At 31.9% G+C, this 11,579-nt stretch carries 13 protein-coding genes; 11 read left to right on the top strand and 2 right to left on the bottom strand.

Annotation, left to right across the window (positions count from 1 at the left end; all coding sequences use genetic code 11):
* The 6 genes from JG780_RS09290 to JG780_RS09265 form a co-directional block, all read left to right on the top strand.
* A partial coding sequence (locus JG780_RS09290) for a sugar nucleotide-binding protein (protein ID WP_287570284.1) occupies positions 1-210 on the top strand: 210 nt, incomplete at its 5' end.
* Positions 211-272: 62 nt separating this feature from the next.
* Positions 273-1,640, top strand: a complete 1,368-nt coding sequence (locus JG780_RS09285; protein WP_287570281.1) for an MATE family efflux transporter — start codon at positions 273-275, stop codon at positions 1,638-1,640.
* 212 nt (positions 1,641-1,852) lie between these two features.
* A complete protein-coding gene (locus JG780_RS09280; RefSeq protein WP_287570279.1) occupies positions 1,853-2,338 on the top strand; it encodes a VanZ family protein in 486 nt (161 codons plus the stop codon).
* Positions 2,339-2,587: 249 nt separating this feature from the next.
* Positions 2,588-4,027, top strand: a complete 1,440-nt coding sequence (locus JG780_RS09275; protein ID WP_287570277.1) for a 3'-5' exonuclease — start codon at positions 2,588-2,590, stop codon at positions 4,025-4,027.
* 14 nt (positions 4,028-4,041) lie between these two features.
* Positions 4,042-4,719, top strand: coding sequence for a DarT ssDNA thymidine ADP-ribosyltransferase family protein (locus tag JG780_RS09270; protein WP_287570276.1), 678 nt, complete (start codon positions 4,042-4,044; stop codon positions 4,717-4,719).
* A 2-nt stretch (positions 4,720-4,721) separates the two neighbouring features.
* A complete protein-coding gene (locus JG780_RS09265) occupies positions 4,722-6,407 on the top strand; it encodes an ADP-ribosylglycohydrolase family protein (RefSeq protein WP_287570275.1) in 1,686 nt (561 codons plus the stop codon).
* A 39-nt stretch (positions 6,408-6,446) separates the two neighbouring features.
* Here the strand turns inward: JG780_RS09265 and JG780_RS09260 are convergent, their stop codons facing one another.
* Both JG780_RS09260 and JG780_RS09255 read right to left on the bottom strand, forming a co-directional pair.
* Positions 6,447-7,709, bottom strand: coding sequence for an ImmA/IrrE family metallo-endopeptidase (locus JG780_RS09260; protein WP_287570273.1), 1,263 nt, complete (start codon positions 7,707-7,709; stop codon positions 6,447-6,449).
* A gap of 65 nt (positions 7,710-7,774) precedes the next feature.
* On the bottom strand, positions 7,775-8,149 hold the full coding sequence (locus JG780_RS09255; RefSeq protein ID WP_287570271.1) for a helix-turn-helix domain-containing protein: 375 nt from the start codon (positions 8,147-8,149) through the stop codon (positions 7,775-7,777).
* Positions 8,150-8,360: 211 nt separating this feature from the next.
* Between JG780_RS09255 and JG780_RS09250 the strand changes: the two genes are divergently transcribed.
* The 5 genes from JG780_RS09250 to JG780_RS09235 are packed head-to-tail and all read left to right on the top strand — an operon-like array spanning position 8,361 to position 11,531.
* Entirely contained in the window at positions 8,361-8,567 is a 207-nt protein-coding gene (locus tag JG780_RS09250; RefSeq protein WP_287570269.1) for a helix-turn-helix domain-containing protein, read from the top strand.
* 33 nt (positions 8,568-8,600) lie between these two features.
* Entirely contained in the window at positions 8,601-9,551 is a 951-nt protein-coding gene (locus tag JG780_RS09245) for an SNF2-related protein (protein WP_287570267.1), read from the top strand.
* A 26-nt stretch (positions 9,552-9,577) separates the two neighbouring features.
* On the top strand, positions 9,578-9,796 hold the full coding sequence (locus JG780_RS10725; RefSeq protein ID WP_353844465.1) for a hypothetical protein: 219 nt from the start codon (positions 9,578-9,580) through the stop codon (positions 9,794-9,796).
* Positions 9,793-10,158, top strand: a complete 366-nt coding sequence (locus tag JG780_RS09240) for a VRR-NUC domain-containing protein (RefSeq protein WP_287570265.1) — start codon at positions 9,793-9,795, stop codon at positions 10,156-10,158. Before JG780_RS10725 ends, JG780_RS09240 begins: the two co-directional genes overlap by 4 nt.
* Positions 10,080-11,531 (top strand): AAA family ATPase, encoded by a 1,452-nt coding sequence (locus JG780_RS09235; protein ID WP_287570263.1) that lies wholly within the window; start codon positions 10,080-10,082, stop codon positions 11,529-11,531. Before JG780_RS09240 ends, JG780_RS09235 begins: the two co-directional genes overlap by 79 nt.
* Positions 11,532-11,579: the final 48 nt, after the last annotated feature.

Here is an 11,579-nt window from a genome sequence, read left to right as displayed (position 1 = left end):
TGGTATGAATTTGCATGTGAAATTTTTAAAGTAGCAGGAATGGATGATGTAAAGGTAATACCTATAAAGAGTGAGGAATATCTGACAAAGGCAGTAAGACCTAAATATTCAAAACTATCAAAGGATAAATTGGAATTAAAAGGCTTTATCAGATTACCAAATTGGAAAGATGCACTAAAGAAATATATAAACGTATTAGGTTTGAATTAATAAAAAAACATGCAGGTTTTATTAATTGAAGTTTATGATTTAGAATGGAGATTTGAGAGAGTATGCAGCTAAAAAAAGATCTTTTCAAAGTCTTTAGTTCAAATTTTATAAATTTAGTCATTGGAATTATTACAGGTTTTTTAGTTCCTGCATTTTTATCATTAGATCAATATGCCTTTTTAAAAACCTTTACTTTATATATAGGTTATGTTGGAATTATACATTTTGGATTCATTGATGGTATATATCTTAAATATGGTGGAAAGTTCGAAAATGAAATTGACAATCAAAAACTAAAAGGTGAACATAAGTTTTTGATTGTATTTCAGCTAATAGTGACTATATTTACATTTATCATGGGGTTTGTTTTAGATGATAAGATTTTGATTGCTTTTTCTATTTGTATCTTACCTATGAATATGCAAACTTTTTTTAAGTTTATTTATCAAGCTCTAGGTGAGTTTGATATTTATTCCAAGATTATGGTATTGACTCCAATCTTATTGTTATTTGTAAATTTATTTAATATTTTCATATTAAAAATTGATAATTTTTGGCCTTTTGTTATAGGACATATTATTACATATTATGTTGTATTTATCGGTCTTGAAATATATTTTTTGAGTAAATATGAAGGAATTTTTTATACAATTGATTATACAGAAATAAAGGAACATTTTAAAATAGGCAGTTTTATAATGATAGCAAATTTGTCTTCTAAGTTTTTTTATTCTATAGATAGATGGTTTGTTAAATTCACTTTGTCAATCGAAGATTTTGCATTTTATTCATTTGCTATTTCAATGATGGGAGTCATAAAAGTTTTAATTAATTCTGTAACTATGACATTATATCCGTATTTAGCACGTACTCAAGATAAGTTTAAGATTAATAAAATTAAAAAATACTTTTTAATAATTGGGACGTTATCTAGTGGTGGTTATTTTATTTTTGTATTTATAGTAAATTATTTTTTACCAAAATATATTCCTTCATTAAATGTTATTTCTATATTATTTGCAGGATATCCAGCAATTATTGTGATAAATGCTTTGTATATAAATTTGTATAAAGCTCAAAAACGTGAAAAAAAATATGCTTCTGCAGTTTTTAAAATGCTTTTGGTTACAACTTTACTAAACTTTGCTGCAATATTAATTTATAAAAGTAATTTTTCGATAGCAATTGCTACTACAATTTCATTTTATATATGGTATCTATATTCATCTAAAGATTTTCCCTATTTAAAAATTGATATAAAAGAAAAATTATATTTAATAATGTTCTTTATAACATTTTTAATAACAAGTAACTATTTAAATTGGTGGAATGGATTACTTGTTTATTATATTATAATTATATTGATTAATTATTTGTTCTATAAATATGAGGCAAAGGCATTAATTAAAGATTTGTTGAAAAGAACGTAATTATTTAGTATGAAACAAGGGGACAGTTGTGTGCCACGAAGGCAAAGATGCATAGATAGTTGGAAAGCAAAAGCCATGCTCTATAAAAGATGAAGGTAGGCCCTTCGGAGTCGCTATTCAGGTAGAGGCTTCAAACCACCTTAAGCTGCTGTGGTCAAAAGCTATGGTGGTGAGCGTTATTGTAAATTAAGTACGTGGGGATTTGATATCAAATGGATAAAAATAAAATAATCATTATATTTTCTTGGACAGCCGTATTATCATGGCTTGTCCTTATATTTTATTTATCAGCCCAACCGGCTGTAGTGTCTGATGGATTAAGTAAAAAGGTTACGAAAGTTATCATAGAGAAAGTAGGGTGTTTAGTTCCACTAGATAGTGAAACCAGTACTACAGCAGATTTAGTAGCACGGTTTAATCATGTTGTAAGGAAATTTGCTCATTTTGGGGTTTATTTTGTGTTGGGAGTATTGATGATGAATGCTTTAAGGACAAGTGGAGTAATTGGTTTTAAAGGATTTTTATTTTCTCTTATATTTTGCATACTTTATGCTATAAGTGATGAAGTGCATCAGCTATTTGTACCGGGTAGAGGTGCGCAGGTTACTGATGTGATGATAGATAGTTTAGGGAGTTTTGTTGGAATTGGGATGTATAAAGTAATTGGTAAATTTAAGAAGGTCATAGCCAGCAGTTAAGTTGGTTATGACCTTATTTATTGGTAGGAGGTTAAATAATATTGAGAACAGACAATTATGGTTTACAGTCATCTGATTAATGGGATGTCAACTTACAAGTAGAATTACTTGTGGGGTATTTTGTGATAATTTTCGAAAAATTTATTCCTAATTATGGACAAATAAATTAGATAAATGTATAATGAATATAAGGTTCGGAATATCGAATCAAAAAAAGCTATTTATTATACTATAACAGTTCGAGGGGGAATGATATCAGTGCCATTACCTACTCCAGAGGGGAGACAAAAGGAAGTGTTATGTTTACCAGAAAGAGGGCATTATGTAGTTTTAGGAACTGCAGGTAGCGGAAAAACCACGTTAGCCATACATAGAGCTGCATATTTGGCTAAACGAACAAAATCAAACCAAAAGATTCTATTAGTAACCTTTAACAAGTCTCTTGTAACATATTTGAATTCAATAGCTGATAATAACTTGTATAAAGTTGATGTGAGGAACTACCACTGGTTTGCTAGGGGCTATCTAGGATATAGAGGGTTGCTGGGAAGAAATGATATAGTTCCATCAATGAATTATAATAGAGAAAATAAAAAGCTTACTTTTATAAAGATGGCCATTGAAGAGATAGTAGAAGAAGTGGGTAGTAATTCAACATTTGCCAGAGCACCTGAAGTTTTTTATGAAGAGATTTGCTGGATACAGAAAATGGGGATTACAACCTTACAAGAGTATATAGATGCTGAAAGAATTGGGCGTTCAGGCACAAGAATAACCAGAGAAAACAGAAAGTATTTTTTTGATGTCTATCAAAGGTATCTTGAGATCAGGGAAAGATATGGTTATAAATATGATTGGGATGACCTTGCCCATACAGTAAAAGAAGAATTGGAAAATGATGAAGATGAAAGAATGTATAAACATATCGTTATTGATGAGGGTCAAGATTTATCTCCAGTTATGTTACAATCATTAGCTTTGGCAATACCTGAAGATGGAAGTATTACTTTCTTTGGGGATGTTGCTCAACAAATATATGGAGGACGCATTTCTTGGAGAAACGCAGGGCTAAAGGTTACTAAGAATGAAATTTGGAAGTTTGACCAAAATTATAGAAATAGCAAGGAAATTGCGGATTTAGCAATTGCAATTTCAAGTCAGCCTTTCTTTAAACAAAGTATAGATTTGGTGACACCAAAACAACCGAAAGCATCTGGTCCAAAGCCTGTTCTTCTTAAATTTCAGGATGAAGATACTGAATTGAACTGGGTGATTAAAAATGCATCAATCATTGCAGAAAAGCAAACAGTTGCAATTCTTGTGAGAACCAGAGAATTAGTTAAGAAGATTATAAGAAAACTGAATCTAAATGGTGTATATTATCAAGAATTGGATAGAGATCTAACAAGCTGGGATAGTAGTCCTGGTATCTCAGTTGGTACATACCACTCTGCAAAAGGACTGGAATTTGATGCAGTACTGGTGCCATATTGCAGTAAGGATAGAATCCCGGATCAAGATAAAATTACTGCACTGGAAGATAGAGAAGAAGCATTAAGTGAAGAGGCGAAGCTAATCTATGTTGCAGTAACAAGAGCTAAACGTGGATTGGTTTTAACTTATTCAGGCGAAATGACAGAGGTTATTCCGGTAAGTGACTCTCTTTATACAAAAAGAGAAATATTTTAATCGGGGGTATGCATATGGATGATATTTTAATTAGGCAAGAAATGAAAAATAGAAATATAACTCGGCTATGCCATTTGACAAGGTCCCAAAAGGCTCTACACATATTGAGTTCTGAGGATGGGATAAAAGCAGTTGATTTTTTAGATAAAAGTCTTTATGATGCTAATGATCCTCTGCGATTAGATGGAAAAAAAGACTTTATAAACTGTTCTATCCAGTATCCCAACCACTGGTATTGGAACAAAGTGAAGGATAAGGAACCTCTTTTTAAAGATTGGGTTATTTTATTGATAAATCCGGAAATACTTTTATTAGATACTACCGAGTTTTGTGCATTTAATGCTGCTACTGGAAGAGGGGCATATATTAAAAAAGGATATAGTGCTTTTAAAGAACTTTTTAATAGTAGAGTACGCAGTAGAAGTAGAACTCCCAAGATGCTTCCTTGCTGCCCAACGGATGATCAAGCGGAGGTTTTGGTATATAAAAATATATCGAGAAAAGACATCATTGGTATTATTGTACAAGATGAGGATCAAGCTGAAAGAGAGAGTATTCGATGGTATCAGTGTCTAAGTAACATCCCAAAGTTTGACATTACTATAGCTCCAGATTTATTTAACGGGCAGTGGAGTGATAAAGTAAGACAGGGAATAATTCCTTTAGAATTTAAATATCAAGGAGGTGAATAGAAATGGAAGGAAATTCAGATTTGAAACTTGACAAATATGTAGGAGCCTTTTTAGGAGCTGCTGTGGGAGATGCATTAGGTTGGCCCAATGAGCAAAACAGTAAAAATGTGAGTAAAGTTAATCCAAAAGACAAGGAAATGTTTCAAAAATGGATAAGACGTGATGGTGGTAGATTTTGGTCTCATTATGAAGAGATTAATCCAGGAGAGTACAGTGATGATACTCAGTTATTAATAGCTACAGCTAGAAGTTTACGATATGGGTCAAACTGGAATAAATATTTTAGTAAAATTGAATTACCAGCATGGGTTTCGTACGAACGTGGCGGTGGTGGTGCTACAAAGAGAGCGGCAGAGACTTGGAAAAAAGGGAAAAATCCATGGAGCTTAGATAAAGGAAATATGAGTGAAGTGAAAAGATATTTTAATGCTGGTGGAAATGGAGTAGCTATGCGCATTCTTCCCCATATTTTTGGAAATGAAGATAATCCTGATGAAGTTATGCACCAAGTAGTATTAAATGGTATCTTCACTCACGGTCATCCAAGAGCACTCATAGGAGCTACATTATATGCTGATGCCTTAATTTACTTAGCAAATATGAAAGACACCCTAGGATATGGTGAGTTGGTAGAGTATTTATTAAAAAGGAAAGACACCTGGGGGAAATTTCCTAATATACAAAATATGAATAATTGGATTAGTAATGCAGATAAAATTTTGAATGCTAAGTATATGGATGTATGGAATAGTGTTGTAGATGAAGTTATTAATTTATTAAAAATTGCAAAAGAAGGACTAGACCAAGGAGCTCTTGATATGGGTAATGACGTACTAGAAAAACTTGGATGTTTTGATAAAAAAGTAAATGGTGCAGGTACAGTAACTGCAGTTGCTGCTGTATATTTAGCATCAAAATATGCATCGAGTCCGAGATTAGCAATAACAGAAGCTGCTTATTTAAAAAATGCAGATACAGATACTTTAGCATCTATGACTGGTGGATTGCTAGGGATGCTACATGGAACAGATTTTATTTCTGTATCATGGATTACTGTACAAGATTATGAGTATATAAAAAAGATAATTCAGACAAAAGAAAACGATGCTGAAAAGAAATACGACCATAAGTTAGAAGTATTAGATTATACAAATGCTAGCTTTAATATGAAATTAAAGGCATTGAAAATTGGGGAATCAATAGAAGCACTACCTTTTGGTAGACTAACATTAAAAGAGAAAAAGCTAAATAAAACCAATTCAAAAGGAAGTGTTGTTCATACACTAAAACTTGTCTCTGAAGAAGGACAGAGTATTTTTATAAAGACCTATGAAAAAGCTACGGAAGAGCAACAAAACCAAAGACATCAAACTATAGAACAGCAAGTATCAAAATCTGCTATCTCAGAACAACAGGTGCAACCATTAAAAAAAGCACAGGAACAGACATTATATAAGCCGCCATTACTTGATTCCAATAAAGTCAGAAGTTTAGCTAACATACTTCCAGAGGACATGCCAGCTGATCAATGTTTCTTTTTTATATCTGATATTATGGCAGAATTAGAAAGAGGTAAAACAGGAAAAATAGATGACAAAGCATTAAATTACCTTATAGAAAAATGGATTAAATATAAAATTTCAATCCGTGAGATCCAAAGAGTTATTAATGTAATTAAAAATCGGTAATAAAAAAGGGGTAAGATATAATAGATATCTTATCCCTTATTATTCTTCAAAGGAAATGGAATAATCCTCTCCTATTTTTAAAGTCAATATTTCTAATATAGGTATTTGCAATTTTGTCTTTGCCAACTTCATAATTAAATTAGATACCTTTTCTTCTTTGATAAGATTATTAGTAACTTTAGAGTTGCTGTATATAAAAAGGGTATCATAATCTATTTTAGCTATAGTATCCTTTAAAGTATAATATAAGGAAATATCATCTTCCTTAATAAAACTAAGTAAATAATGCCATTCACTAAGAATCTTTCCTGTTTCTTTATCCTCTTCCAGTATTTCTTTTAATATCTTTTTTTCAAAGTAATGACTTTGAGCGATTTTCCAGTCTGGTAGTATTCCATTAGATAAAAATAAAGTTGGTTGTCCACATTTATAGCAGTATCGTGAATTTGCTGCTTGAGTCTTATTACAAGTAGGATTGGTACATTGGTTAACAAGTACTCTGCCACAATAGCTACAGGTAGTAGCAGACTTTAATTTTTGAGGTTTAAAGCAATGGGGACAGAAAATTGCATCCTTATTTTTTATAATCATTGGGGAATCATTATATACGATTCCTTTCAAAAGTGTATGGGCAGTGATGGAAGAACCACATATTCTACAAAAACGTTCCCTTGTACTGAAGATATAATTTTTACAAACAGGACAGACTCTAGTATAAAGGATATGATAATAATCCTTGTTGTAAATAAAATTATAAAATTGCTGATAGATTCTTTGGTTTACATGTTGGTATTTTTCATCTGGTTTATAATTTTTCAAATAATCTTCCCTATAAGAAGCAGCTTCATCAGATAAACCACATAGTTTAATAATCATATTTTTCTTTACACAGTTACAATTTAGAAGAACTTCAGCAGGAGCCAAAAACTCAGAAGCAAAGGCATCTGCTTCCTTTTCAAGAACCTCATTTTCTTCTTTTGTAAGGCCTTTATGAATTTCAGTCTGATCAAACTGAGTTAAATGTTTTAAAACAATATGGCCTATTTCATGAGCAATGGTCCATATGATTCTACCTTGAGAAAACACTGAATCGTCATAAATAATTATATAACGGCCTTTAGAAGTTAAGTATGTTTTAGCATCACATTCAGGATTTTCTCTAACATCAAAAGGGTCCACCTCATTGATGATATCTTCCACTTGGGATACACTTTTTATGATAAACCCATGATGTTGGCAAATAGCAAAAGGATTTATTGGTAGAGATTTAATTTTTGACTTTATAATAAATTCCTTTGCCATTTTCTTAGCATAATCTATCCTTGGATAAAGAGGGATTCTTCTCGTCATAGTTCTCTCCTATATATTTAGTTATCTTCTTGTTCTAATATTAAATCAATAAAAGCAGCTATTCGCTCTTGTACTTCTTTAGGTCGCTCTTTAGCTCTAGCCACAGAGCGTAAGAAAACCTCCGAGTGGTTCTTAGATTCTGATTCCTTTTCCTTTGTTATTTGCTGAATATTTTCTTTAGTTTGTAGATTCGTTTCCTCAAATAATTCTGAAATGGATATTTCCAAAGCTTTCGCAATTTTACTTATCGTATCAATGGTGGGTTTTTTACTTTTATTATTTTCAATATCACTTAAAGTTGACTTAGAAAGTCCAGTTATTTCTGCTAGTTTCCTGATGGAAATCTTCTTTTGGGTTCGTAATAGCCTAATTTTATCACCTATTGTCATCATAGACACTCCTCATATTAAATAATAGAGTTCGATATATCTTACCCTTACACTTATATTATATCACTTGGTTCGAAAAAGTAAACATATTTAATGAAATTTTGAGAAAAAGTAAGTAAATTAAAGAAAAATGGTTCGAAATAGAGGATAAACAATAAATATAAAAGTTGCGTATGGTTCGGTATAATGGTACATTTAAAATGGAGGTGAGGACATGAATAAAATCAAAGAACTTGTAGAGCAAAAAAACATTAAAGTTTCTGAAATCATCAAAAAAACTGGATTATCTAAATCTTATGTTTACGATGTCATCAACGGCAAAAGTACTCCTACTATTGGTGTAGCACAAAAAATATCTAGAGCTCTTGGTTCGAGTATAGCTGAAGTATTTCCAGACACATTGCATGAAAGAGATGAGTAAAATTAGCTTTAAGAATATTATTCCATAAGGCAGGTGATAAAAATAAATGTTTATCTATATAACCATCAACAACAAGCATTAAGCCAAACTCTAGACAAAACTAGAGTTGCCTACTACCTGGACATGGGCCTTGGGAAAACATATGTGGGTTCAGAGAAACTTAAAGAGTTAAATGCTCCATATAACCTTTTGGTCTGCCAAAAGTCTAAAATAAAAGACTGGGCCGAGCACTTTAAAAACCACTATGACTACCATGTGATTATCTACAAAAATCAGCCCATAGAAAGCATTCCGAAGCACAGTGTTATAATCATCAACTATGACTTAGTATGGCGAAGGAAACAATTACTGGAATTAAGAGACTTTACTTTGCTACTAGATGAATCACAGTATATAAAAAATGAAACATCCAATAGAGCAAAGTTCATCTTAGGTTTAAATCCAACTAATGTAATTTTATTATCAGGAACTCCCACTGGTGGTAAGTATGAAGAATTATGGTCCCAGTTAAAGCTCTTAGGATGGAATATAAGCAAAAAGCTATTTTATAAGCACTATACCATCACAGAAAAACTTGATATGGGTGAATTTCAAATTACAGTTGTAAAGGGATATAAAAATATTAATAGATTAAAAGAGAAATTGAAAGAACACGGAGCAGTGTTTATGAAAAGTGAAGAAGTCTTTGACTTACCAGAGCAGATTGAAAATATGGTAACAGTGAAAAACACCAAGGAGTACAGGAAGTTTAAAAAAGATAGAGTTATTAATTTGAGTGATGAAACTTTAATAGGAGACACATCTCTTACAAAACTATTATACTTAAGGCAGCTATCATCCATCTATAATCCTAACAAATATCAAGCTTTAAAGGATTTATTAGCCTCTACAAATGACCGAATCGTAGTTTTCTATAACTTCAAGAAGGAATTTGAAACTATAAAATCCATCTGTGAAGATTTAGAAAAGCCTGTATCACATTAGTTCAATACCAAGCAGGAGCTTCAGGTGTGAACCTTCAAAAAGCCAATAAAATTATCTATTACAGCTTACCCTTATCCAGTGAACTATGGATGCAGTCAAAGAAAAGGATTCATAGGATAGGTCAAAATAAAACTTGCTTTTACTATTACCTTATTACAGAAAAAAGTGTGGAAGAGAAAATCTTACAGGTGCTAAAGGAAAGAAGGGATTTCACACTAGATTTATTTGAGAAGGTGGACAGATGACAGAGAAACAGTTTCAAAGGAAAGTTATTAAATATTTAAAAAACCTGCCAAACACCTGGTTTTTCAAAGTATGGGGAGGTGGATATCAAAGATCAGGCATTCCCGATTTAATCTGCTGCATTAATGGAGTATTCATTGCTATTGAATTAAAAGGAGATAATGGAAGGTCTACTGAGCTGCAGAAGATGAATATTAGAAATATTAATGCTGCTGGTGGCATAGGAGTGATTTTATATCCAGAAGGATTTAAAGATTTTAAAAAATTAGTAGGGGAGGTGAAAAGGTGCAATATTCCCACAGCAGGGTGGAATGCTTTGAAAAATGTAGATTTCAATTCTATCTTAGATACATCAAAGGATTAACCACTATTATTCCTCCTGGTGCAGATAGTCCACTGATTGTAGGAAGTGCTATGCATCTGGGATTAGAAAAAGGTATTGATTACATGGAGAAATATTACTATGACCAATATCCAGTTATAAATAATAAACACATTAATGAAATGATTAAATTAACAATCCTTGTAGAAAAAGCATTAGAGGTAATTCAGGATTTGATTCAGGATAAACCTATTACATTTGAGTATGAAATAGATTTTCCTGAATTTAAAGGATTTGTTGATTTAACTATCCACAATAAAGACAGTACAGTAGATATCTATGATTTTAAATATAGTAACAACATTGACCACTACCTTCAGTCAAAGCAGCTTCATTTATATAAGTACTACTTAGAAAAATTAGGATTTAAAGTAAAAAGGTTAGGTTTTATTTTTATCCCTAAAACCTCTATAAGGCAGAAGAAAACAGAAGATTTGTATCAGTTTAGAAAAAGACTTAAAGAAACCCTATCTGGAATGGAAGTAAAGGTTATAGAAGTAGATTATGACCACCAAAAGGTGAAGGATTTCTTTAAGAGCTGCTCTGATATTGAAAGTGAAAAAATCTATGAAAAAGCGCCAAGCAGATTATGCTCCTGGTGTGAATTTCAAAAATACTGTGAGGAGGAGATTGATTACATGCTACTACCTAAAAATGAAAGGCGAGAGAAAAAGATTGATGTAAACCCTGATATGTGGCTATATGCCGATAGTTATGTAGGAAAATCAACTTTCGTAGATAAGTTTGATGACCTACTGTTTTTAAATACCGATGGAAATACAGACAATACAACATCTCCAGTTATAAAAATTGCCGATGAAGTAACCTATGAAGGAAGGCTAAAAAAAGTAAAAATGGCCTGGGAAGTGTTTTTAGATGCTGTTAGCGAGTTAGAAAGGAAAGATAATACTTTTAAAAGGGTATGTATTGATTTAGTAGAGGATCTATATGAACACTGTAGGTTGTTTATTTATAAGAAATTAGGAATAGACCACGAACAAGATGCTGGCTTTGGTAAAGGCTGGGATATGGTAAGAACCGAATTTCTATCAGCTATGAAAAGACTTAAAAACTTAGGTTATCAAATCATCTATATTTCAAAGGAACTAAACTCTGAGATAACCCTTAAAAATGGCAATAAAATTACTACTATCAAACCTAACATTAATGACAAAGTAGCAAATGTACTGGCAGGAACGGTAGATTTAACTGTTAGGGCATATATAGATGGTAAGGATAGATATCTACAGCTTGAAAAGAAAGAAAATATATTTGGTGGTGGCAGATTCGAGTTTAAAGAGCCTAGGGGACGTGTCAAGGGGACGGTTCTTCTGACACATAAAAAGAGCGTGTGACGGAGAACCGTCCCCTATTTTCTGGTAGATAACAGGTGATGAAGCTAT

The organism is Thermosipho sp. (in: thermotogales) (assembly GCF_020054775.1).
In the GTDB taxonomy this organism is placed as follows: domain Bacteria; phylum Thermotogota; class Thermotogae; order Thermotogales; family Fervidobacteriaceae; genus Thermosipho; species Thermosipho africanus.
Note: the sequence above shows the minus strand (reverse complement) of the source record. Positions and strands in the feature narration are given on the sequence as shown.

What these genes read in the sequence shown, in the direction of transcription:
- JG780_RS09285 (WP_287570281.1), top strand. Translation starts at nt 273, where the DNA reads ATGCAGCTAAAAAAAGATCTTTTCAAAGTCTTTAGTTCAAATTTTATA.
- JG780_RS09280 (WP_287570279.1), top strand. Translation starts at nt 1,853, where the DNA reads ATGGATAAAAATAAAATAATCATTATATTTTCTTGGACAGCCGTATTA.
- JG780_RS09275 (WP_287570277.1), top strand. Translation starts at nt 2,588, where the DNA reads ATGATATCAGTGCCATTACCTACTCCAGAGGGGAGACAAAAGGAAGTG.
- JG780_RS09270 (WP_287570276.1), top strand. Translation starts at nt 4,042, where the DNA reads ATGGATGATATTTTAATTAGGCAAGAAATGAAAAATAGAAATATAACT.
- JG780_RS09265 (WP_287570275.1), top strand. Translation starts at nt 4,722, where the DNA reads ATGGAAGGAAATTCAGATTTGAAACTTGACAAATATGTAGGAGCCTTT.
- JG780_RS09260 (WP_287570273.1), bottom strand. Translation starts at nt 7,709, where the DNA reads ATGGCAAAGGAATTTATTATAAAGTCAAAAATTAAATCTCTACCAATA.
- JG780_RS09255 (WP_287570271.1), bottom strand. Translation starts at nt 8,149, where the DNA reads ATGATGACAATAGGTGATAAAATTAGGCTATTACGAACCCAAAAGAAG.
- JG780_RS09250 (WP_287570269.1), top strand. Translation starts at nt 8,361, where the DNA reads ATGAATAAAATCAAAGAACTTGTAGAGCAAAAAAACATTAAAGTTTCT.
- JG780_RS09240 (WP_287570265.1), top strand. Translation starts at nt 9,793, where the DNA reads ATGACAGAGAAACAGTTTCAAAGGAAAGTTATTAAATATTTAAAAAAC.